The 22,864-nt window shown below is 35.0% G+C and carries 30 protein-coding genes; 18 read left to right on the top strand and 12 right to left on the bottom strand.

Going from position 1 to position 22,864, the window contains the following annotated elements; genetic code table 11:
• Window positions 1-9 precede the first annotated feature (9 nt).
• The 5 genes from ACZ11_RS09975 (at window position 10) to paaX (ending at window position 5,354) form a co-directional block, all read left to right on the top strand.
• The gene (locus ACZ11_RS09975) at window positions 10-1,518 is read left to right on the top strand and encodes an aldehyde dehydrogenase family protein (protein WP_049665713.1); all 1,509 of its coding nucleotides are present in this window, start codon (window positions 10-12) and stop codon (window positions 1,516-1,518) included.
• 74 nt (window positions 1,519-1,592) lie between these two features.
• Window positions 1,593-2,462: a 3-hydroxyacyl-CoA dehydrogenase gene (locus ACZ11_RS09970; protein ID WP_049665712.1), complete on the top strand. Its 870-nt coding sequence runs from the start codon at window positions 1,593-1,595 to the stop codon at window positions 2,460-2,462.
• Window positions 2,459-3,664, top strand: a complete 1,206-nt coding sequence (locus ACZ11_RS09965) for an acetyl-CoA C-acyltransferase (protein ID WP_049665711.1) — start codon at window positions 2,459-2,461, stop codon at window positions 3,662-3,664. Before ACZ11_RS09970 ends, ACZ11_RS09965 begins: the two co-directional genes overlap by 4 nt.
• Before the next feature lie 67 nt (window positions 3,665-3,731).
• Complete coding sequence (locus tag ACZ11_RS09960; protein WP_049665707.1) at window positions 3,732-4,508, top strand: enoyl-CoA hydratase-related protein; 777 nt, start codon at window positions 3,732-3,734, stop codon at window positions 4,506-4,508.
• A gap of 21 nt (window positions 4,509-4,529) precedes the next feature.
• The gene (paaX, locus tag ACZ11_RS09955; protein ID WP_049665705.1) at window positions 4,530-5,354 is read left to right on the top strand and encodes a phenylacetic acid degradation operon negative regulatory protein PaaX; all 825 of its coding nucleotides are present in this window, start codon (window positions 4,530-4,532) and stop codon (window positions 5,352-5,354) included.
• Between the two features lie 50 nt (window positions 5,355-5,404).
• Here paaX and ACZ11_RS09950 read toward each other — a convergent pair whose 3' ends face one another.
• A complete protein-coding gene (locus ACZ11_RS09950) occupies window positions 5,405-5,812 on the bottom strand; it encodes a PaaI family thioesterase (RefSeq protein WP_049665703.1) in 408 nt (135 codons plus the stop codon).
• Entirely contained in the window at window positions 5,809-6,786 is a 978-nt protein-coding gene (locus ACZ11_RS09945) for an NAD(P)H-dependent flavin oxidoreductase (RefSeq protein ID WP_049665701.1), read from the bottom strand. Before ACZ11_RS09945 ends, ACZ11_RS09950 begins: the two co-directional genes overlap by 4 nt.
• 74 nt (window positions 6,787-6,860) lie before the next feature.
• On the opposite strand from ACZ11_RS09945, the gene ACZ11_RS09940 reads away from it, so the two are divergent.
• The 4 genes from ACZ11_RS09940 (at window position 6,861) to ACZ11_RS09920 (ending at window position 9,557) form a co-directional block, all read left to right on the top strand.
• The gene (locus ACZ11_RS09940) at window positions 6,861-7,376 is read left to right on the top strand and encodes a gamma carbonic anhydrase family protein (protein WP_049665700.1); all 516 of its coding nucleotides are present in this window, start codon (window positions 6,861-6,863) and stop codon (window positions 7,374-7,376) included.
• 221 nt (window positions 7,377-7,597) lie between these two features.
• Window positions 7,598-8,017 (top strand): hypothetical protein, encoded by a 420-nt coding sequence (locus tag ACZ11_RS09935; protein WP_049665699.1) that lies wholly within the window; start codon window positions 7,598-7,600, stop codon window positions 8,015-8,017.
• 187 nt (window positions 8,018-8,204) lie between these two features.
• A complete protein-coding gene (locus ACZ11_RS09925) occupies window positions 8,205-9,086 on the top strand; it encodes a DnaD domain protein (RefSeq protein ID WP_049665696.1) in 882 nt (293 codons plus the stop codon).
• A 138-nt stretch (window positions 9,087-9,224) separates the two neighbouring features.
• Window positions 9,225-9,557, top strand: a complete 333-nt coding sequence (locus ACZ11_RS09920) for a DUF1093 domain-containing protein (RefSeq protein ID WP_049665695.1) — start codon at window positions 9,225-9,227, stop codon at window positions 9,555-9,557.
• Between the two features lie 138 nt (window positions 9,558-9,695).
• Here ACZ11_RS09920 and ACZ11_RS09915 read toward each other — a convergent pair whose 3' ends face one another.
• On the bottom strand, window positions 9,696-10,313 hold the full coding sequence (locus tag ACZ11_RS09915; RefSeq protein ID WP_049665693.1) for an NUDIX hydrolase: 618 nt from the start codon (window positions 10,311-10,313) through the stop codon (window positions 9,696-9,698).
• Window positions 10,303-10,956: an HAD family hydrolase gene (locus ACZ11_RS09910; RefSeq protein ID WP_049665691.1), complete on the bottom strand. Its 654-nt coding sequence runs from the start codon at window positions 10,954-10,956 to the stop codon at window positions 10,303-10,305. Before ACZ11_RS09910 ends, ACZ11_RS09915 begins: the two co-directional genes overlap by 11 nt.
• Window positions 10,957-11,246: 290 nt before the next feature.
• Here ACZ11_RS09910 and ACZ11_RS09905 point away from each other — a divergent pair, with 290 nt between their 5' ends.
• Both ACZ11_RS09905 and ACZ11_RS09900 read left to right on the top strand, forming a co-directional pair.
• On the top strand, window positions 11,247-11,954 hold the full coding sequence (locus ACZ11_RS09905; RefSeq protein WP_049665690.1) for an MBL fold metallo-hydrolase: 708 nt from the start codon (window positions 11,247-11,249) through the stop codon (window positions 11,952-11,954).
• 116 nt (window positions 11,955-12,070) lie between these two features.
• Window positions 12,071-12,313, top strand: a complete 243-nt coding sequence (locus ACZ11_RS09900; RefSeq protein ID WP_049665688.1) for a hypothetical protein — start codon at window positions 12,071-12,073, stop codon at window positions 12,311-12,313.
• 190 nt (window positions 12,314-12,503) lie between these two features.
• Here the strand turns inward: ACZ11_RS09900 and ACZ11_RS09895 are convergent, their stop codons facing one another.
• The 3 genes from ACZ11_RS09895 to ACZ11_RS09885 form a co-directional block, all read right to left on the bottom strand.
• Window positions 12,504-13,661, bottom strand: a complete 1,158-nt coding sequence (locus tag ACZ11_RS09895) for a Ger(x)C family spore germination protein (protein WP_049665687.1) — start codon at window positions 13,659-13,661, stop codon at window positions 12,504-12,506.
• Window positions 13,662-13,860: 199 nt separating this feature from the next.
• Window positions 13,861-14,265, bottom strand: coding sequence for a VOC family protein (locus tag ACZ11_RS09890; protein ID WP_049665685.1), 405 nt, complete (start codon window positions 14,263-14,265; stop codon window positions 13,861-13,863).
• Window positions 14,266-14,346: 81 nt separating this feature from the next.
• Window positions 14,347-15,552: a serine hydrolase domain-containing protein gene (locus ACZ11_RS09885; protein WP_049665683.1), complete on the bottom strand. Its 1,206-nt coding sequence runs from the start codon at window positions 15,550-15,552 to the stop codon at window positions 14,347-14,349.
• A gap of 117 nt (window positions 15,553-15,669) precedes the next feature.
• On the opposite strand from ACZ11_RS09885, the gene ACZ11_RS09880 reads away from it, so the two are divergent.
• Together ACZ11_RS09880 and ACZ11_RS26580 are read left to right on the top strand one after the other, a co-directional pair.
• Complete coding sequence (locus ACZ11_RS09880; RefSeq protein WP_236690829.1) at window positions 15,670-16,272, top strand: TetR/AcrR family transcriptional regulator; 603 nt, start codon at window positions 15,670-15,672, stop codon at window positions 16,270-16,272.
• Between the two features lie 314 nt (window positions 16,273-16,586).
• Window positions 16,587-16,769, top strand: a complete 183-nt coding sequence (locus tag ACZ11_RS26580) for a hypothetical protein (protein WP_049665680.1) — start codon at window positions 16,587-16,589, stop codon at window positions 16,767-16,769.
• 139 nt (window positions 16,770-16,908) lie between these two features.
• Here ACZ11_RS26580 and ACZ11_RS09870 read toward each other — a convergent pair whose 3' ends face one another.
• The gene (locus ACZ11_RS09870; RefSeq protein ID WP_049665678.1) at window positions 16,909-17,352 is read right to left on the bottom strand and encodes a carboxymuconolactone decarboxylase family protein; all 444 of its coding nucleotides are present in this window, start codon (window positions 17,350-17,352) and stop codon (window positions 16,909-16,911) included.
• A gap of 189 nt (window positions 17,353-17,541) precedes the next feature.
• Here ACZ11_RS09870 and ACZ11_RS09865 point away from each other — a divergent pair, with 189 nt between their 5' ends.
• The 5 genes from ACZ11_RS09865 (at window position 17,542) to ACZ11_RS09850 (ending at window position 20,876) form a co-directional block, all read left to right on the top strand.
• On the top strand, window positions 17,542-18,189 hold the full coding sequence (locus tag ACZ11_RS09865; RefSeq protein WP_049665676.1) for a pentapeptide repeat-containing protein: 648 nt from the start codon (window positions 17,542-17,544) through the stop codon (window positions 18,187-18,189).
• Between the two features lie 66 nt (window positions 18,190-18,255).
• Window positions 18,256-18,813, top strand: a complete 558-nt coding sequence (locus ACZ11_RS09860; RefSeq protein ID WP_049665674.1) for a putative glycolipid-binding domain-containing protein — start codon at window positions 18,256-18,258, stop codon at window positions 18,811-18,813.
• Window positions 18,814-18,979: 166 nt separating this feature from the next.
• On the top strand, window positions 18,980-19,837 hold the full coding sequence (locus ACZ11_RS09855; RefSeq protein WP_049665673.1) for a PhzF family phenazine biosynthesis protein: 858 nt from the start codon (window positions 18,980-18,982) through the stop codon (window positions 19,835-19,837).
• A 304-nt stretch (window positions 19,838-20,141) separates the two neighbouring features.
• Window positions 20,142-20,264: a hypothetical protein gene (locus ACZ11_RS27255; protein WP_269079319.1), complete on the top strand. Its 123-nt coding sequence runs from the start codon at window positions 20,142-20,144 to the stop codon at window positions 20,262-20,264.
• Between the two features lie 114 nt (window positions 20,265-20,378).
• A complete protein-coding gene (locus ACZ11_RS09850) occupies window positions 20,379-20,876 on the top strand; it encodes a hypothetical protein (RefSeq protein WP_049665671.1) in 498 nt (165 codons plus the stop codon).
• A gap of 104 nt (window positions 20,877-20,980) precedes the next feature.
• Here the strand turns inward: ACZ11_RS09850 and ACZ11_RS09845 are convergent, their stop codons facing one another.
• From ACZ11_RS09845 to ACZ11_RS26575, 4 genes are all read right to left on the bottom strand, one after another.
• The gene (locus tag ACZ11_RS09845; RefSeq protein ID WP_049665669.1) at window positions 20,981-21,448 is read right to left on the bottom strand and encodes a GNAT family N-acetyltransferase; all 468 of its coding nucleotides are present in this window, start codon (window positions 21,446-21,448) and stop codon (window positions 20,981-20,983) included.
• Window positions 21,449-21,544: 96 nt separating this feature from the next.
• Complete coding sequence (locus tag ACZ11_RS09840) at window positions 21,545-21,742, bottom strand: hypothetical protein (protein WP_049665668.1); 198 nt, start codon at window positions 21,740-21,742, stop codon at window positions 21,545-21,547.
• A 410-nt stretch (window positions 21,743-22,152) separates the two neighbouring features.
• Window positions 22,153-22,278, bottom strand: coding sequence for a hypothetical protein (locus tag ACZ11_RS27250; protein WP_269079318.1), 126 nt, complete (start codon window positions 22,276-22,278; stop codon window positions 22,153-22,155).
• A 250-nt stretch (window positions 22,279-22,528) separates the two neighbouring features.
• Entirely contained in the window at window positions 22,529-22,702 is a 174-nt protein-coding gene (locus ACZ11_RS26575) for a hypothetical protein (RefSeq protein WP_169776074.1), read from the bottom strand.
• Between the last annotated feature and the right edge of the window lie 162 nt (window positions 22,703-22,864).

Genomic DNA, 22,864 nt, shown 5'->3' with positions numbered 1-22,864 from the left:
TGAATGACAATGGCACAACAAGTACAAGAGCAAGTTTCAGTGAAACGTGATTTTTATCATTTAATTATTAATGGTGAAAAAGTGGAGAGCAGTAAAGGTGAGACATTCCAAACGATTAATCCTGCGACGGGTGAAGTCGTAGCGACTGTCGCAAAAGCCTCGCAGGAAGATGCGGAACGTGCAGTACAAGCAGCTCGCGAAGCATTTGATCGCGGAAAATGGAAACAATATCCTGTGAATCGTCGTGCACAAGTGCTTCATAAAATTGCTGCTATCATGCGTTCTCGTTTTAATGAAATCGTAGAGCTAGAAATGCTTGATACAGGAAAATCACTTGGCACAGCGCAGGGTCAAGTAAACCAAGCAATAGAAGATTTCGAATTTTATGCAGGCGCGATTGTTGGTCATCGCGGAGCAGTAAATAATATGCCGGGTCAATTCCATAACTACACGGAAAAAGAGCCTGTTGGCGTATGTGCACAAATTGTTCCTTGGAATTACCCACTTATGATGGCTGCTTGGAAGATTGCTCCAGCCATTGCCGTTGGTTGCTCCGTTATTGTGAAACCAGCTTCTTTAACGCCTTTGACAGCAATCGTGTTAGGTGAAATTTGCTTCGAAGCAGGTGTACCAGCAGGGGTTGTCAACATCGTTCCTGGTTCAGGGAAAGATGTAGGGAATTACTTAGTAGAACATCAGCAAGTCGATAAAGTAGCCTTTACAGGTTCAACACCAGTCGGCAAAGGCATTATGGAAAAAGCTTCACAAACATTAAAACGCGTTACATTAGAGCTAGGTGGTAAATCACCGAGTCTAGTATTCGAGGATGCAGATATTGATGCGGCGGTAGATGGTTCACTGTACGGCATTTTCTATAACTCAGGGCAATCTTGCGAGGCGCGTTCACGCTTATACGTGCACAAGGACATTTATAATGAGTTTTTAGACAAATTTGTTGCCAAAACAAAAGCGATTAAACTAGGCGATCCATTTGATAAAGGTACTCACATGGGGGCAATTATTGACCAAGACCAGTTAAATACGATTGACGGCTATGTGAAATCTGCTATTGAAGAGGGCGCAACAATTTTAACAGGTGGCAAAGTGGCGGCTGTAGAGGGCTTTGAAAATGGTTTCTGGTATGAGCCAACTGTTATTACAGACGTAACTCAATCCATGAAAGTTGTTCGTGAAGAAATATTTGGTCCAGTGGTTGTTGTGATGCCGTTTAGCGATGAAAAAGAAGCTATTCGACTAGCGAATGATTCAGAGTTTGGTTTAGGCTCAGCGGTTTGGTCTAAAGATGGGGCACGTGCTACTCGTGTTGCCAATCAAATCCAAGCAGGTATCGTAATGGTCAATTGTCCATTCTCCGCAATGCCAGGTACTCCATTTGGCGGATATAAGCAATCTGGTTTCGGACGTGAACTATGTATCGAAACATTAGATTTATATACAGAGACGAAAAGTATCATTTCATATTATGGTAGCCGCTCACTAAATCCACTAGGCGTCTAACCACCACAAAAACCATATGCGATGAGATATCTTCACTCTTCGTATGTGGTTTTCACTTTAAGGAGGTTACTTTCATGAAAAAAGTTATTGTCATCGGATCAGGGGTTATGGGACGTGGAATTGCTTATGTATGCGCAATCAGTGGTTTTGAAACAGCTATTATAGACATTAACGAACAGGCGTTACAAAATGCGCAAAAAGAAATAACGTCTATTTTCGAAAAATCTGTAGTACGCGGAAAATTAACAGCGCAACAAGTACAAGAAGCGATGTTACGTTTAACTTATGAGACAGACTTAGCAACTATTGCAAAGAAAGCGGATTTAATCATTGAAGCCGTACCTGAAAAAAGGGACATAAAACGTGCTGTCTTTGAACAGATGGAACAGTTTGCTTCACCCCACTGTTTATTTGCCACAAATACTTCAACAATGAGTCCAACAGAAATTGCTTCCTACGCGAAAAGACCTGAACAAACCATTGCGATGCACTTTTTTAATCCTGTGCAGAAAATGGAGCTCGTTGAAATTATTAGAGGTTTGGAAACTAGTGATGAGACAGTCCAAACCATTTGCGAGATTGCTAAACAAATGGGTAAACAAACTGTCGTTATCAATGAATTTCCAGGTTTTGTTACAAGTCGTATTAGTGCACTCGTTGGGAATGAAGCATTTTATATGTTACAGGAAGGCTTAGGTAGTCCTGAAGACATCGATAAAGCCATTAAACTGGGTTTAAATTATCCAATGGGACCGTTCGAATTGGTCGATTTAGTCGGTCTAGATGCACGTCTGAATAATTTGCGATATTTACATGAAAAGCTCGGTGAGAAATACCGCCCTGCACCACTGCTTGAACAATATGTACAAGCTGGACGTCTTGGCCGCAAGAGTGGGAAAGGTGTATATGATTATAGTGAGAAAAAAGAGGTGGTAAAAAAATGACTGAAGTAGTTATCATAGATGCTGTTCGTACACCAATTGGACGTTATAAAGGTGCATTAAAAACAGTTCGACCGGATGACTTAGCTGCAACTGTCATAAAGGCGCTTATAGAACGTAATCCAAAAGTGCCAGTCGAACAAATTGAAGATATTATTTTCGGAAATGCCAACCAAGCGGGAGAAGATAATAGAAACGTCGCCCGTATGGCTGCGTTGCTTGCTGAGCTACCAATTGAAGTCGGAGGAACTACCATAAATCGGCTTTGTGGCTCAGGCATGGATGCTATACATTTTGCAGCTCGTGCTATTAAGAGTGGTGAAGGTGATATTTTTATTGCAGGTGGTACGGAAAGTATGACGCGTGCACCGTTTGTCATGGGCAAACCGGAAGTAGATTATCCGAGAGGCGATCAAAAGATGTTTGATACAACAATCGGCTGGCGATTTACGAACCCAAAATTGCAAAGCATGTATGGAGCGGATACAATGCCCCAAACTGCTGAAAACGTAGCCAAACGTTTTAATATTAGTCGTGAAGAACAAGATGCATTTGCATATGAAAGTCAGCAACGTGCAAAAAAAGCGCTTGCCACAAACCGTTTCGCAGATGAAATTGTACCTGTATACGTGAAAGATAAAAAAGGCAATGAAATCATCGTGGATACAGATGAACATCCACGCCCTGAAACAACAAAAGAGGCACTTGCCAAATTACGACCTATTTTTGAAAATGGTACAGTCACAGCAGGTAATGCCTCTGGTGTAAACGATGGTGCATCGGCTTTAATATTAATGAGTGCAGAAAAAGCAAAAGAGTTAGGTATAACACCATTAGCACGATATATAACAGGTGCTGTTACAGGATTAGAGCCTGCTGTTATGGGCTTAGGCCCTATCTATTCTTCAAGAAAAGCATTACAACGCGCTGGCCTTACAACAAATGATATTGGTTTGTATGAAATAAACGAAGCATTTGCTTCCCAAGCAATAGAATCCATTAAGCAGCTTGAATTAAATCCAGCACAAGTCAATGTCAACGGAGGCGCTATTGCTTTCGGTCATCCACTAGGTGCAAGCGGTGCCCGGATAGTGACCACATTACTTTATGAGATGAAAAAACAAAACGTACAATATGGCCTTGCTTCAATGTGTATCGGTGTCGGGCAAGGGATTGCAACGATTATTGAAAATATCGAAGGATAAATAAAAACGGCACAATTAATGTGCCGTTTTTTTCGGAAATAATTGAATAGAAAAGGAGAGTTTGCAAATGAAAAGTATTTCATTTAGAATAGAAAATTATATTGCTTATGTAACAATAAATCGTCCAGAGGTGTTAAACTGTTTCAATTATGATACTTTATCTCAGCTACAACAAGTAGTAGACGAATTACATACAGCTGAAAATGTCCGCGCTGTAATTTTTACAGGTGCGGGCGAAAAGGCATTTAGTGCTGGTGCAGATTTAAAAGAACGAAAAACATTAACAACGCAAGAAGTACGTCGGAACGTACGAGCAATTCGAGACGTGTTTAATAGTATCGCAAATTTACCTCAACCAACTATTGCAGCAGTTAATGGGCATGCGCTAGGTGGGGGATTTGAATGGTTATTAGCATGTGATTTTGCAATTGCAGTTAACGAGGCACTACTCGGTCTAACTGAAACAAGTTGGGCAATAATTCCTGGTGCAGGTGGTACGCAGCGATTACCACGATTAATCGGTGAAATGAAAGCGAAAGAAATGATTTTAACAGCAGCGAAAATTACAGCAACAGCGGCAGCAACTCTAGGCATCATTTTAAAAGCTGTGCCAAGGGAGGCGTTGTTGGACGAATGTGAATCACTTGCAATACGTATTATGCAAAATGGCCCTGTCGCTGTTCGTCAAGCAAAATATGCCATTACACAAGGAATGAATACCGATCTACAAACAGGTCTTGCGATAGAATCGAAGGCATATGAACTAGTCATTCCGACAGAAGATCGTCTTGAAGCTTTACAGGCATTCAGTGAGAGACGGCAACCTGCGTTTCAGGGAAAATGAGTTAGAAAGTAGAGGGAGAGAATGGGCACAAATACACAGTCTATGATTTTTACGCTCTATGGCGATTATATTATGCGTTACGGTTCAAAAATTTGGATTGGTAGTTTGATTCGTTTATTAAAAGAATTCGGTCACACAGAACAAAATGTACGTGTTTCTGTATCTAGAATGGTCAAACAAGGATGGCTGCAATCAGAAAAACGAGGAAATCGTAGTTATTATTTTTTAACAAAACGCGGTGAAATACGGATGCAAGAAGCGGCAAATCGTATTTTTAAATTAAAACCGACTCAGTGGGATGGAAAATGGAGACTTTTAATGTACTCAATTCCAGAAGATAAGCGTCAAATTCGAGATGAATTACGTAAAGAGCTCTTATGGAGTGGATTTGGTTCCTTTTCGAATGGTTGTTGGATATCCCCAAATAATTTAGAAGAAGAGGTTAAACTCCTCATTCAAAAATATGATATTGCTAATCATGTAGATTTTTTTACTGCTGAATATATCGGCCCTCATGATCATGAAGCACTGATTGAAAAAAGCTGGTCGTTGGCTGAGATTGAAGCACGTTATGAGAAGTTTATGGATCAATATAGTAAGCAATTTATTATCCATCAAAGTGCAATCTCAAGAAAAGAAATGTCGGATGCCGAGTGTTTTGTAGAGCGTACAAATCTTGTTCATGAATATCGTAAATTTTTATTTATCGATCCAGGACTGCCACAAGAATTATTACCGCCTATGTGGAGTGGAAATCATGCTGCGCTATTATTCCAAGAATATTATAATTTATTGGAAGGCCCTTCATGCCGTTTCTTTGAGGAAATATTCCATGCAGATAATTAAAAAATGAAAAAAGAGCTTGTCCATAATTATAATGGATAAGCTTTTTTCGTTTATAGAATCATGATAGAAGATGTTATTTTGGCGACATACTTTCCGTTTTGAGAAACTGACGCCTCTACATAGCATGTTTTTTTACCTTGTTTGACAATTATTGATTCAATAATGGCCGTTCCGATGAGAAGTGGTCGTAAAAATGTTGTTTGCAAATTGATTGACGCGAATCCTCGATTTCTTTCTAATATAGTAGCCATCGAATAGGCCATAGTAATATCTGCTGCAGAAGTGATGAATCCTCCCATGACGACTTGATGACCATTTAAAAAGCGTTCATCGACGTTCCAAGAGCAAACTGCTCTACCGGCAACAGCTGATGTTACTTGGATACCTAATGTTTTATCACATGCTGGTGGTTCAATTTCTCCATCAATCACTCGCTTTAAATCGATCATAGTCGTCATGATTGAACACCCCAAACTGAATCTGTGAAATGATTCAATAATGTCCGATTTAGACATTGCTGAGCATCATCCATCATTGTCTCGATAAGTGTCGCAACAGTCGGTAATTCTTGAATAATCCCTGCGATTTGGCCGCTATTCATAAAACCGCCTTGTTCATTACCTTCAATGGCCCCTTTTATATGATAAGTTTCGGATGTACGTTCTTGGTAGTCAGCGAGTTTAATACCATTTGCTTCATCTGCAAGAAGGGAAGAGGCGTAAGGTGAACATAACACACGGCGAACCTGTCCAATCGAACGTCCTAGAATGACCGTTTCCACATCGGTTGCATCGAGTAGTCTTTGTTTATAGGCCGGATGGACTGGCATTTCCTGTGTAGCAATAAAACGAGTTCCCATCTGTACACCGGCTGCTCCAAGCATGAACGAAGCTGCTAATCCGCGTCCATCACCAACACCACCTGCTACTACAACAGGTACTGAAACCGCATCGACTACTTGAGGAATTAATGTAAAGGTTGTCAATTCTAAATTTGAGTTAATTCCTGCAGCCTCAAAACCTTCCGCGACAATCACATCTGCTCCGCCTTGCTCTGCTTTAATTGCATGTTTAACAGAGGCAACAACAGCAATTACTCGAATATGGTGAGCATGCAATTTCTCTATATATAATGTTGGATTACCTGCTGATAATGAAACGACCGGTACTTTATGTGTAATAGCTAATTGCAATAATTCCTTTGTGTAAGGACTGACATTGATTGGCACATTGAGGGCAAATGGTTTTTGCGTTAATTGCTTCGTAGCTACAATTCGTTTCTCAACTTCTACTGGTGTCATTGTCCCACAGCCGATTGTCCCTAAGCCACCTGCATTCGATACAGCTGCCACGAGTTTAGGACTACTGATATTACCCATTCCCCCTTGGATAATAGGATATTTTATTGCTAATACAGAACATAATTGATTCAAAAATAGCACCCCCGTTTAAAATATGTTATACTAAATTCTAGCAAAATATTCAGATGAATGAAAGGATGATTTTTATGGAGATTACATACGCTTTAAAAAAGCCAAATGTTCATGAATCAGTATTTCAGGCGCCAGGCACGTATATTATTGGAGATGTTACAGTTGGTGAACAATCGTCTGTTTGGTTTAACGCCGTATTACGTGGGGACGAAGACAGCATTACTATCGGAAAACGGTGTAGTATCCAAGATAATACAACCATCCATTTATATGAAGGGGCGCCAGTTGTTGTAGAAGATGAAGTAACAGTAGGTCATCAAGTAGTCTTACATGGTTGCAAAATAGGTTGTCGCTCAATTGTTGGGATGGGTTCTGTCATTTTAGATCATGCTGAAATTGGGGAAGAATGCATTATCGGTGCAAACACACTTATTACACAAGGCTCGAAAATCCCTCCACGTTCATTGGTCGTTGGCTCACCTGGGAAAGTCGTTCGCCAGCTGCAAGACAAAGACATCGAGTTAATCCAGTTATCAATCGACACATACGTCCAAAAGGGAAAAGAATTTAAAGAAATATTAGCGGATTAAATTATAACCGAAAAATCTTATGAGCCAATAAGAGTTAAAATACTTCTAAGGGTTGAGTTCTATACCGTGCCGAACTTAATCCTTTTATTTTTCCCTTCATTTGTTACTCGAATTTGTCTAAAGAGGAACGATATTGAAAAAGCCTTGTACGCAAGGTTATCATTTCTCATCTTTCTACACTATATAGTATTATTATGTTTAGAATTAAGGAGTGTGAGAGTATGAGATTTATTAAATTTCTTCTGATCATTGTCATTTTACTCGGTGTTATTGGTTATGGGGTTTATCATTATGGTATTAAATTTGCATCCGATAAAGTTGTTGAGAATATTTCAACAGAATTAGAGGAAAGCGGTCAAATGGATGAAATTAAAAATACGATTGAAAGTGACCCTCAATTAAAATCATTTATGGAAGAAGCTAAAACTGCAGACAGCAGCAAGTTACCGTTTACAACAAAAGAAGAGGCTACAAAAGTATTAATTCAAAAAGTTGGTATCTCGGAGCTTAATAATATAAGAGTAAAAGTACAAAATGGTTCAATGACGAAAGAGCAGGTCATTCAAGAAATGGAAGGTAAATTAACAGACGAAGAAATGACGGCACTAAAAGTAATCGTTTATAAAGAGTTATATAAATAAAACGTTTACGGACCATAAAAAGGAAAAAGCGGGACATGCAATTGTAGCATGTCCTATTTTTTTGCCTGCTAAAGCGAGGAAATCCCTATTTTCCTCAAAATATTGTCCCTTATCTTTTGCGAAATCTGTATATAAGTTAATGAAAGGGAATGACTCAAAAAACTTACAAAACAATAGGAGGGGCATCATGGCAATATTTAGGGTTCATAAAAAGGAGAATTATGTTGTCTTAGACAAAGGATTTTTAAATGACACTCATTTAAGTTGGAAAGCAAAAGGTTTGCTTGCTTACATGTTGTCATTGCCAGATGATTGGTCGTTTTGTATTTCCGATTTAGCCACTCATAGCAAATGCAGCCGAGAATCTACTGCTAACACCGTGAAGGAGCTAACAAAAGCTGGTTATATTCATAAAATGCAGGGAAGAACAAACAATGGGAAATTTAGAAAAGTGGAGCTTTTTGTGTTCGAAACACCACAAGCTGAACCGTATAGTGATAATCCGATATCGGATAAACCGTTGATGGAAAATCCATTGACGGTAAACCCGCAAACGGAAAAACCGTCACTACTAATTAATAATAAATCACTAAATAATAATAATAATAATAATAATTATAGGAGCTATCCCTTAGGAGAGAACCTTCCAAAACCACAAACTGCATTCCGATTTTACGAGGATAATGGTTTTGGTTCTCTAGCTGCTCATGTCACGTTCAAAATCGGTCATTGGATTGATGATCTGTCAGAAGACCTCGTTATCCATGCGATGAAGCGAGCGGTAGAAAACAATGTGCTTCGTTGGAATTACGTTGAAAAGATTCTTCGTGATTGGACTAATAAGAAGTTGAAAACAATTGAAGAAGTAGAAGCGGATAAACTTCGATTTGAAGCTAAAAAACAACAACGACAACATCGTACTCATCGATCCAATTTACAAGTGCGTAAAGAGGTTGTCCCTGAATGGTTCCATCAACGCCATGAAAATGTTGAACAAGCAATTGACTTTGAAGCTGAACGTCAAAAAATATTGGAAACATTAAGGGGAGTAGCTGAGAGTGCAAGGTGAATAATATAATCAAGTTCATGTTAATAAGATGACAATTTTGTCAGCTAACTGTCATGTTTCGAAATTTAAAGTAGTGAAGAGTCTATCTATACTCTTATGTAACGAGACTATTTCGTTATAAAAGAGGAGGCATTAGAAATGAAGATTATGAAATTCTTAGCAATTACTTTTTTACTCACTACTTTCTTAGTTGGTTGTGGTGACAAGGGTGCTTTGATAGAAAAAGACTACTATGTTCAAATTAACGAGGAATTACAAACTCCGAATAGTAATGGTCATTACGTATATGCACAAGTAGGCTATGATAAAGATGGAAATGAAAAGGTTGTAAGTTTTTTTGCAGATAAACCTTTTAAAGAAGGAACAATCGTCTGTATCCCTAGAAGCTTAGAAGGATATACTGGTGATCCAAAAGAAATTAATATGGATGACTTACCAGAAAATATTAAGGGGACATTTATTCAAAGCTAGATTCAAGAAGTCATTTTAAATAAATATAAAGCCCAATTTCTTAATATTAAAATTAAGAAATTGGACTTTTCTCAGGAATTGCGCTCGATTGTTAAATCCAATCTTTCTTAGCTAATGATTCCATTAACTTCAAAACTTTTAATCAAATATCGTATCTTTATGAGGATCTCTTAAGAATTCAAAAAGCAATTTTATTTGAGTATCTGTATTTCTACCTAAAGAAAGGTTTGGTAAATTATCTTCATGATAAAAGTGTACTCCTTTTGTTTCCAAACCATTTCTTGCTTGCCCACCAATAATCTCACATTGAATAAACAATTTATAATAATGATATGCTTGTGGTGGATGAGGGTGCTTATTCATATCCAATAAAGCAAGTAATTTCGTAGGGACTACATCGTATCCTGCTTCTTCTTTAATTTCCTTGACAATGTTTTCACTTGGCGACAAACCTATCTCACAGAAACCACCTGGCAAAGACCATCTGTCATCAATTTTTTCTTTTACTAATAGGATTTTATTGTTATTAAATACTGCTCCTCGAACATCTATTTTTGGTGTTTGATAACCTGTTTCATTCGTAAATAAATCCTTGATTTTTTGCATTTCTAATCCAGTGTATTCTCTCATTATCTGGGCACTTAAATTTCTTAATTCTTCATAACGTTCAATATCATAAACGTCTTTTGAAAAAGTTAATCCTGCCTGGGATATTGATTGGATCTTCTTTGCCCATTCTAACCATTTATAACTCATGATGACTACCTATATTAAGAAAATTAATAAAATGATTCACGCTGTTAAAGAGAGAATTAGGTTTTATATTAAATTCTGAAGCTTGATAATCTTGCAACCACCTAACGCCTACCGTATGTATATTTGCTTCAATTCCTGCTTGTATATCAGCATCACTATCTCCAACATACATAGCCTCATTATTTCTCACACTCAATAATGATAATGCCTTGATTATTCCTTCTGGATGAGGTTTTGGGTTACTAACATCATCGCCTGTTATTATGACATCAAACAGATGATCCATTTGCAGAGCTTTTAGTGAAATATCTAAACTCCTTCTTGCTTTTCCTGTAACGATTCCTATTTTAATACCATTGTCGTTTAAATGTTTGATCATTTCATCGATTTCCACATTATGTTTAACTAAGTTTGAATGGTTCTCTAAATACTTTTTATAATACATTTCAATAGCTTGCTCTGTATTTGAATTTATTAGATTTTCTCTAATAATTCCGGTTTCTGATGGACCGAACATTGCTTTAATTTCTTCTGAAGAAAGGTCTTTATTGTCAAATTCTTTGAAGACATTCTGAAAGGCGTAATAACAAATCGGTAATGTGTTTGCTAAAGTTCCATCAAAGTCAAAAATAATAGCTTTCATAACACCCATCCCTTCATTTTTCCATTCTAATTCCAATATTATCAAATAAAGAATTTGTAAGGGGTTAAATTTATAAAATTTCCCAAAAATATTCGAAAAAGAAAGGGAAGTGTTGAGGAAGCCGAAAATGAATAGTGGAAAATGACTGTTGTAGTTGAGAGGTCTCAACTAACATAGAAACAGAATGCTTTAAATAGATAGTTCTTGAACAGATGGAAATTAGGGGGTAGCATTAAAGAACCAATCATATTGTTTATGAAATAAAGTAAATGGAGAAGAGAGGCTGCTATATGTTGAAATTTATTGGCTCGGGAAGTGCGTTTAATACGAAACTAGGTAATACTTCAGCGTATTATAAAGTAGGACATCAGATGTTACTAATTGATTGTGGTAGCAACATTTTTCACCGCATAAAGGAACATGATTTACTAGAAGGTATCGATCACATCCATGTATTGATAACTCATACTCATGCGGACCACGTAGGAAGCCTTGCTGATTTTATTTTTTATAGCTATTATTGCCATGGCGAAATGGCAAAACCTAATGTTTCTGTTTATTCCGTTTATGATGTGAAAATTGAAGAATTGTTGGCAATTAATGGCATTATACCAGGGGTTCATTGCTTAACAAAAAAATGTCAATCGGATACACAGTACACATTTAATTTCAGTAAAGTACTTTTCGAAAGATCTAGTCATGTTAAAGAGATACCTTCTTATTCAATTGAATTATGTATAGATGACAAACTTATTTATTATTCAGGAGATACCAATAACCTTAAAGAATCTTTACGAAATCCAATAGCATACGATTATGTTTATGTTGATACTTGTAAAGCTGATTATGAGGGCAATGTGCACTTGTCATTACGAAAACTTAGTGAGTTAGTGAATTCTGATGTACGTTCAAAATTTTGGTGTATGCATTTAGATGAAGACTTTGTCCGTCAAGAAGCTGAAAAGTTAGGGTTCAATGTTGTAACGAACGAATTTTAAGGATGTTCGCTATCAGAAAAGCGAGTAGCGTCCACTAATGCAATTGGTTAAAAATGGTTAATCAACTCGTTTTTTGATGATAAAATTGAATTGTTATCGGAAAGGGGGAGTGAAGAATGGGGTTCTTTATTGTAATTATGGGATTCATTATTTTAGTAGGAATGATTAGCTTAATAAAAAAGGAATTCTATAATTATGATAGTTCAACAAGAAGTCATTCCAATCATTCGAATACTCATATTGATTATAGTTCAACAAATACATCCGTAGAAGATTTAAATAGACACAATTGTTCGGACAGTGCGTCTAGTTATAGTGATACATCTAGTTGTAGTGATAGTGGTTCGTCGTCTGAATAAGCGCTCAGATATTTTTTAAATAATGTAAAATGCTGTAGCGTGTGACAACGCTACAGCTAAGAATTGGTCTTGCCCTTATAATGGCTTAGCCATCAACAGCATTATAACACATAGAACCAAAAATCATAGTTCGAATTAGATTTTGATTGAATAATTCGTTGGATAGCTGACACAAATGTGTTGAAAATAGCTATTCTTTAATTGTTTCAGCAAATGTTTTTCGACCAGGATTAACTTTATTTACGGTAACTTTTATTTTACTAAGTGAGTCTGCTGTCAATGGTATTTTGCCATCTTTCTGTATTTTTTTCCATACTTTTATGTTTTTTCGATATAGCTGCTCAGATAAGCGGAAAACATCAACATCCAATTGTATACCTGCTTCATAGGATGCTTTTATATCTTTTGTTACTTCCTTAATAATACCTTCTCTTATTTCGTCGGTGCTTACTTTTCCTTTGAAACCATTGATGATGGCATTTAATTTTATTTCCGCTTCAAATGTGACTTCATTGTTTTTTATAATTGGTTTAATAGTTGTACTTAATTTTTCTAAATCAACTGTTAAGTATTCTTTTTCTTTATTGTCTAATTTAAAGGTTACGTCTCCTCGAGTTTTTTTATGATACATCCATTGGATACCCCTTGCATCCCCATCATTTAAATAGCCTTTAAATCCATTCTTAGAAACTATCCCGAAACCTGTTATTGCAGTTTCTGATGTTGGCTTATCCATCGTTTCCCAGTTTTTGTTAATTGTTACAAGCGGAAGATTCACTTCATGACTCGGCTCATTTAAAAAGATAATGAGTTTTCTTAAATCAACGGGCTCTACATATGTGTTTAGCTCTTTTGTATGCAATGGATTGCTTAGCTTTGAAGCTGTTAATGATTTATTTAATATCGGTGTGATTAAAAGAACCTCTTTAATAGGATCTTTTGTTACAAAAGCCAATATTTGATATCTCGTTGCCCGATGACGTAAAAAACTGTCAACAACAGGAATGGAATTCCCGTTTTTTAAGGCATCCTCAGAGAAAAGAATAAAGGTCATATGTCCCCAGAATACTTTTTGGTCGATGGAGCGATATAGTTTAAAAAAGGCTTCTTCCATCGTTTTACCTTTAGCATATCCAATTTCTGACGGTGCTGCTTGAGGGGTAGGCCCTTCAGATTTAGCTACATTCGCAAAATTAATGATTTGCATATATATTTCATATTGACCATCTTTATAATCGACACCAATTCCGTCAATATAGTACATTCTTTGTGGTTCAGTAACATCCCAACATCCAGAAAGCAATAGTGCAGCTGTTAAACTTACTATCAACGTAATTGTTTTCTTCATTTTTTTGATCCCTACTTTTAAAAATTCTGTGTAATTAAAGGGGTTTTGTATATAGCTTGGACAAAAAATGAGAGAATTATAAGCAGTGAAAAAATTAGGATAGCTACATTTAGCCATTTAAACAAAAGACCAGGACTCATCTTAATAAAATGAGACCTGGCTGTATTTCTGAATAAAACGAAAAGGGATGAAGATTATTTTAAATTCCTTTATTATCACGAATTTCTATAATAGTTCCTTCAGGCGCTATTAACTTACAAAGCTGGCCATTTTCAACCTTATAAATAATTTCATCATTTTTACGAATGAAATGAACATTCATATCCTTCAATCGTTCTACTTCTTGACTAAGATTGTCAACCCATAAACAGAAATGTACAATGCCTTGAGCATTTGAATTGCATGTTTCGAGATCTTCATTATACTTTCCAGTTTGGAGTTCAATATAAAATGCTCCAAGTTTTAACCAAGTATTAAAATGTCTATCGTGGAAATTTGGTGACTCCTGTGCTAGTTCAAATCCTAATACCTCAGTGTAAAAATTTAAAGATTCAACATATGTATTCGTTTGTATGCAAATGTGATGCACATATTTTTCAGCCATAAATTATTTCTCCTTTTGCTTTATATTCATAGTTTAATGTAAATTACATCACTAATGATATGATATAACATCTAACTATCTTTAAAGACAACTATACAGCGCATGCCGTAGGGCAAGTTCTCTTGGTTCATTAGCCATGCCAAATCCATGTTTATTCATAGCGTACGCATATCCTAATCCCTCGTCTGGATCAGCAAAGCAGAACGAACCTCCAGCTCCAGGATGTCCAAAAGAGCTTTCACTTCGACCAAATTGCATATTAGAGAAGTGTTTCCAAAAGCCTAAAGAATATGCTATGTCTATACAATTCACATGGTCGTAGAAGCCTTCTTTTGGTGGTGTGGCGCCCATGCTTAATTCATTCAATGTTAAAGAGCTTAATCCGAGTATTTTTGCACGGCTTGCAAATGCACCATAAATTTTTGCCATTCCTCTGACTTGCCCAACTCCGTTACCTGATGGAAATTCAATAGATAGAATAGGGCGATGATTAAAATTATTATTTGCCACAAATTTTTTAGGATCAACTAAACTTCGAGCTACTAGTGACTTAGAATTTAAAAAGTTAAGTAACATCTTTGGTGGCAATTTAGTCATTCCTTTAAGTAACTGGATAGGGTGGTTTATTCCTTCAATAGTTGTAATTCTCTCTTCTGAAATTTCTGCAGGTAATCCAATATAAAATTCTGCGTTTAGCGGTTCAGCAATTTCTTCTTTGAAAAAATCTTTTAGGGTACGGTGTTTCGGATCAGTTCTTCTAATGAGCTCTGCAATTAATGTCCCAATTGTCCATGCATGATACGCATGAAATTTTCCCACCTCCCAATCAGGTTTACTTGCAGCAATGGACTGTGATAAGCGTGAAGTATCTAGGTCTTCTAAATTTTCAATATTAAGTCTATCGAGAGCAGACAAACCAGCTTGATGTGCCAGGAGCTGTCTAACTGTAATTTTTTCTTTGCCATTTTGAGCGAATTCTGGCCAATATGTACAAACTGTCGCATCATAATCAATATTTCCTCTTGAATGCGCTAGACTTAAAGCTAATGCAGCAAACCCTTTTGAAGCAGAAAATACTTGTACTAAGGTGTCTTCCTCCCATTCAGCACGAGTTTTTCGATCTCGATATCCGCCCCATAAATCAACAACGGGTTCGTCATTAATATAAACAGAAAATGCAGCTCCGACTTCTCCTCTACTAGTAAAATTCTTAATAAATTCTTCCTTCACTAATTCAAAACCGGGTGCAACAAAACCATGGATAGGAATATTATTTTTTATTCTCATATTGCTGTTCTCCTTCTGAATAAGCCATCTCTTTACAAAAAAGAATAAATTTAATAAAATCAACTTAACAGATAAATGACTAAAAATCAACAAATAGTCAAATAAAGAGGTGGCATTATGATGGCAAGAATATCAACTGAACAGAGGAAACAAATACATGAAACACTTCTCAACAAGAGTAAAGAGTTATTTATTCAGTATGGTTTTTCTAAAACAAGTATTGATGACATAGTAAATGCATGTGGGATTGCAAAGGGTTCTTTTTATTCATACTATCCTTCAAAAGAAGAATTATTTTATGCTGTATTGCGAAGAGAAGAAGAAATAAAAAAGAAAATCATTACTGAGGTGATGAGTGAATCCTTACCACCAAAAGAACTTTTAATTAGATTTTTTGATATTTCTTTTAAAGCAATAGAAGAAAATGCATTTTTACAAAATCTTTATCAAAGAGGGGAATACGAGAAAATAGTTAAGAGACTCCCTAAAAAACTTATCGATGACCATGCCAAAGAAGATTTAGAAAGTTCGTTAGATTTTGTGAAATTTTTACAGGTAAAAGGGGTTACTGAAGAGGATCCGGAAGTTCTAATCGGCCTTTTTCGACTAATGATGCTTCTACCTTTACATCGAGAAGAAATTGGTGAGCAAGCATTCGGGAAGACTGTAAAAAAAATGATTGAATGTTTATCAAATGGTTTAACTTCTTTCAGCAAATGACTTTTGTAAGGAATCGGAAAGGAGTTCTAAAAAGATGTTAGACTAAAATCATCGCATCCATGCGATAACGGCCAACTGACCTGCATCGGTAAAAACGCCACGTCCTGTGGCATTACCGAAATGAACGACTTCGTGTCGGCTCTCACGCAGGCCTAAGCACAAAGCCGATTCCAGACGCAATTATGCTGAGGCAAAATTGATTAAGATAAGAAAAGGTACATTCGCAGATAATATCAGCAAACTTTATTACCGAAGAAATAGTGTAATATTTATAAGTATAATTTACGCCAAAATGGATAATTTATATATCGGAGGTGATAATTTTGACAAACGAAAAGCGCAATAAAAGTGAAGAAAAACAAGTAGAATTTGGAGCAGATTTGAGCCCTGACGATTTAGATGTGCGTGAAGAAAATGATCTAACTAAAGAGCAAAAGAACAATGCAAATAATGAAAAACAATACAACGAAAACACTTCCTCAAAACGTAATAAATAAAAAAGAAGACGTATAAAATTTCCTACCACAATCATTCGGTTGTGGTAATTTGAATTGAAAAAGCTAATTGTTCAGTTGTATGAGGGAAAAGCAATAAATTAGAAAAAACGAACACTCAAAAATGTTCGTTTATAAAAAATTACTTTTCAGTAGCAGTATTTCCCATTGCAATCGAAATCCTATTCCAACTGTTAATTTGATTGATGATTAGTACAAGGTCAACATATTGTTTCTCATCAAAGTATTCACGTACTCTTTTATAGAGGTTTTCAGGAACTCTTTTAGTAGGAATTAGCGTAATATGTTCGGATAGTTCTAGAGCAGCTCTCTCTTCTGGTGTATAATAAGTGCATTCATTCCAAGCATTTAAACAATAAATACGTTGTTCAGTTTCACCCATCTTTCGAGCATCGGCTGTATGCAAATCTAGACAGAAGGCACACCCGTTAATTTGAGAAACTCTAATTTTGATAAGCTCCCTAATCGTTCGATGAATTTTCGATGTCTTAGTATACTTCTCCATATCCATCATAATTTTCATTCCATCAGGCGCAACATCGTAATAAGCAACTCTTTGACTCATAAGGCAAAACTCCTTTTTAGTTAAGATGAAATTTATTATAATATAATACGAACGTATGTTCAAGCGAGAGTAGCTGAAGATATCTACATAACATGATACGTCGAGTAGGTAATTGTAGTTATTATTTAAAACTATAAAAAAGGATGGGTAGAATAAATTGCGAAATTAAAGTGAGAAAGGATAAATAGAATGACTACAAAATTTAAAATTGAACTTCCTATTATTCCAAATGATTTAATTCAAGGAACTTTTGAAGATATTTTTTACGATGAAGAACCATATCTATCGAATCAACTTATTACGAATATAAGTAGAGAGAATGATAGTATTGAACGTTTAATTGTTTCTAAAGTTATGTTTCAAAAAGTATCTTTGATTAACTCGAACTTCAACAAAATTGATATGACTGATGTTACCTTTGAAAACTGCGATTTATCTAACTCAAAATTTAACGAAGGAATTATTCATCGGGTTACATTTAGAAACTGTAAGCTGTTAGGTGTTGATTTCTCAGAGGCCCATTTAGGGAACGTTTCTTTTGAAGGTTGTGTGATGAATTTGTGTAACTTTGGAGTAGCAAGATTAAAACAAATTTGTTTTGATCAGTCTTCATTACGTGGTACAAGCTATTATGACTGCCAATTTAAGAAAGTGAAATTTGAACGCTGTAATATTGATGAAGTTGATTTTAGCGAAACGCCTCTAAATAATGTGGATATCAGTACATGCACTTTTGAACGATTAAATGTAACTTTAAAAAATTTAAGTGGTTGTGTGGTTTCAACTGAACAAGCAATTGGTTTTGCTGAATTACTTGGTTTAAAGGTTAAACGATAGTATTTACAAAAAATAGGTGTTTGGGTCACGAGGAAATATATTTTATTAAAGAAAGGGGAGAAAATTTTGAATCAAAAGGTAGTATGGAAGAATGAAGAACAGTTTGGTTGCGAGTATTTCAGCATTACTAAAGAAGAAAAAAACTTCTCAGCAAAAGGGACAATTATATACGTAGAAGGGGATGAATCTAATGCTCATATTGTAGAATACAAAGTTGATTTAGACACCAATTGGTTTACTAAAAAATTGACAATAGTAGTTGATGAACACATCAGTTTAAACCTATTGTCTGATGGAAAGGGTAACTGGTACGAAAATGATGGACAGGTAATTGATAAGCTAAAAGGTGCAATTGATATAGATATCTCTGCAACACCATTTTCAAATTCACTTCCCATCAATAGAATGGATTGGGTCCTTAATCAAGAGGAACATTTCGAAATGGTATACATATCTATTCCATCTCTCGAGGTAAAAAAAGTTCCCCAATCCTATAAATATATAAATAACAATGGTAATTTGAGATATTATAAATACCGTTGTTATGATTATGAAACAACTATATGTGTAGACGAACAGGGTTTGATTTTAGACTATCCGAATGTATTTAGAAGAGTAAAATAAGATAAAGGTATCAGTCTTGGTCTCAGACTGTAGACAAACTATTTTTGGAGAGTTCAGATGCTAAAAAATAGTTTGTCTCTTGCTTTATGGCGAATTTATCCAACAACATTTATACGTAGTGCCTTCTATGCTAGAATTTACTATTAGTGAGGAAGGAAGGTGTCTTATGAAAATATCCGTTTATGTTGCAAGTGCATTTAGCAAGGATCATAAAGGCGGAAATAAAGCAGGAGTGGTATTTATTGAGAATACATTGACCACTACTCAAAAAATGGCAATAGCCAAACAACTGGGCTATGCGGAAACCGCATTTATATCAGAATCTGAAATTGCTGATTATAAATTTGAGTATTTTACACCAAAAGAAGAAGTTGATTTATGTGGTCATGCCACAATTGGCTCTTTCGCGATACTGATGCATTTAAATAAACTTTTCAGGAATCGCTATACGATTGAAACGAACAGCGGTGTTCTTACTATTACCCTAAAAGATGACATCATATTCATGGAACAAAACAAACCGATATTCTATGATGTTGTATCTCCAAACGAGTTCATCGACTGTTTTGACATTAAAGATATAGACAATAAATACCCAATTCAAATTGTCTCCACGGGCTTAAAAGATATTTTAATTCCTATAAAAAACGAAACACGATTACATGCACTGCAACCTAATTTTGAAAAAATTAAAGAAATCAGCAAGTATTATAATGTTGTCGGGATGCATCTATATACTTTTAATGACAATCGAATTATATGCAGAAATTTTGCTCCACTATACGACATCAATGAAGAAGCAGCGACTGGAACTTCAAACGGTGCATTAGCTTGCTACCTTTATGAACAGCACTACTTGCAAAAAGAAGTCTATGTATTTGAACAAGGTTATTCTTTACACTCGCCTTCCGAAATATTAGTTAAATTAGCAACCAATAGCAAGAATGAAATAGAAAAAGTTTATGTTGGCGGCAAAGGCTATTACTGTGAAACTAAGTGTTTAAATGTAGAAAATATTGAGTGAAAACAAATAAACACCGAATGTTGGTGAACGAAGGAAAAAGAATATCCTTATTTTCAAATATTCATTTTTAGATCAGGATTTAGACAATGTAAGACGAAAGAAGCCTTGCAATAATAAGCTTTGGTATTCCTATGAAATCGAGTAAAAGCATGAAAGCTTACTGCGTGTAAGTGTTCATGCTTTTTATTTTCGTTTCCGCTATTAAGTTTGTATAATCACAGAAGTCTATGTTGATTAAGAAGAAGCGGGGTGGCCTATAAATATTGAGCCTTTCACATATTAGCGGGGGGCTTTTATATGCGGCATGCGAGCATCGAAGTGGCCAACAGTAAGAGTTACAGGTGTATTAAAAAATTGGCGTGGTAATTTCGTGGATCTAGATACTATTGAAATTGGAATTCGCTCATTTTGGTGGAAAATTGCTTAAAATGCAACAAAACCCAATAATCAAAAAAGAAAAATGATAGTATATTGTTGCAATAAATATAGTAGAACATTCTATATTTTTAACAAAAACAAGTTCCTTTATTAGGATAAAGGGATGAAGGAAGGTATTATCATTTTATATTTAGGATTGATTATTATTGCTTGTTTATTTTTTTATTCACAAAGAGCATCATTGTCATTGGTGGCTGATTCAAAGCTACAATTACCAATTAAAAGAATGGAAATGTTAATTGTGTTTGCTCCTTTTGTTTCAGTAGTCGTGTTTTCTATTCTTTTTTTAACTGTACTGAAAGGACAATTAGCAGATAGAATATCTCATGCTTTAATAGTTTTTAGTCTTTGGATTTTTTTCACTTATTTCATAAAAACCTTATTTGGTTATTGGAAAAATAAAAATATATTATTGGTTACTTTTGTCGGAATACTATTGACCCTATATTTTATTATCCAATTGACTCCGCTAGACAATTATACAAAGTTAGTTTTTCTGAAGATAGGAAATTTCTCATTTATCATAGGTTTAGTATTGATAATTTTATTTTATTCGACTTATTTACATAAATGGAAGTTAGGTTTTGCGAAAGTGAAATAAGGAATGAGACGATTTTTTTTATTCACTATTAGAAAAGAGAAGCGTATTCGGAATGGTCGAATACGCTTTCTTTTATTGTACGCATAAAAATCAAGATAGCTTAATTATTGTCTTACATTTAATAATTTTAAAACATTAACTTTCATTAAAGGAAGATGACGGTCAGGAAACACAGTAGATGGTGTAGAGCCAATGTTCTTCGCTCCCATTTTCAAATAAAAACCTTCTGCGTTAGGTTCACTATCAAGAGTAAACTCGCTTATTCCTAACTCTTTTGCTTTATTTAATAAATGGTCCCATATGATTCTCCCTAATCCTTTACCGATATAATCAGGGTCAATGAATAAGGCATCTAATTTCTGTTCATTAATAGTGAAGCTATAAAATGCTATGATCTTGTTGTCACTCTCCATGACGAAAACTGAATTTTCTTCTATGTACCCTTTTGTTACTGTTAAATCCTCTTTACATTGTTGCAGAAAATCTTCTGTATATCCCCAGTAGGCTTTTGACTTATAGGCTAAATCGCTTAATAAATGACAATCTTGAGCTTTTGCACTTCTAATTAACACAATAATCCCTCCGATATATCATTTTTAATTTACTACTTTTCTTTCTGTCATAGATCATGTCAGAAAGATTAAGTGCACTAAGGGTAAACTATTTGCTTATTGATCGATTCTGTTCTTTAAATAGTTTGAAGATAACATAAAAGCAATTCCTATAGAAATGTATATTAATGCAACAGATTTATTCGGAATTAATGAATTGTAATCAAATGGACCGAGCGATGTTGCAAGTCCACTTATAAATAAAAAGAAGCCTATCCAATAAATGAATTTCCCGATTGAAGAATATGTTTTCATGGCATCGCAACTCCTAATATTTGGATTGGTGATTAGTGAAAAGATAACATAATTAGGGTAATTTTAAAACTAATGTATATATTCAATTACTGATAAAATGAGGGTCGTGTCAGAAAGATAATAAGTAGCCGAATTTCAGCGGTTTGTACTAAGCTTTAGATTTCAAGTCTAATCTATAAAACAAATTTGGGGGATTTAGTGAAAAAAATGATTATATTTATGGATTTGCTTTGTTTCTTGTAGGGTGCAGTGAAGCGTAAAATCTGAAGTCAAAACTTTTTAGTTTATAGGTAAAATAGGTTAAAACGTTGAGTTAAACGAGGAATTTAGTATATTTCAAATAAAAAACCACTATGAAGTGGCTTTTAATTAAATATTTCAATTTAATATTACATATTTCAGTTTATAACTTATTTGTCACATGACCATGCCGTACCTGCTGGAACGCATTTAGCAGATGCAGTAGAGGCAGTTGATACAGATGTTACGCCAAAAATCGCTACAGCAAAAAGAATTATTCCTAATTTCTTTTTCAATATAAACACCTCCTTATTAATTTATATTCAACTAATTGGAAGATTAGAACCAAATCTAATATGAATGTTCTATTAAATTTTATTTTACCAGAAAATTATTACAAAAGTAATTAGGAATGATGCTCTTGGATTTTCTTTATGCACTCTTTACTTATACTAGTTCCTAATACAAACCACTCTATATGGATTATTAGTTCAATCATTCTGCCTTTTACTTCAAAAAGATGAAATAAGTATACTATCTTTCTTTTTATTCTCTAGAAAGCTTTGAAGGCATACGCAAATAAATGAAAGTTAACATCCAAAAAATGCAACCTAATAAAATATGGATTCCATTTTCATGAATTTTTATTCCACCATCACTAAGTAAAATCCCCGTAAAAAAACCTAAAATAATGGCGGTCATTACCTCAAGAATTTTCATTTGCATCCCACCTTTGACGAAATTTTGTTTATGGATTTAGTATGGTAAAGTTTCATCCATGGACTGACAGACAGACGACCGACCTTCATCCATAACATGAAAGGCTAAGAATTGGCATTGATATCCATAACCTCTTTTTTATTGTATGATAAAAATAAAAAT

Origin of the sequence: Lysinibacillus xylanilyticus (assembly GCF_001183605.1) — a bacterium.
GTDB lineage: Bacteria > Bacillota > Bacilli > Bacillales_A > Planococcaceae > Lysinibacillus > Lysinibacillus xylanilyticus.
This window is presented reverse-complemented; position numbering and strand designations above follow the sequence as displayed.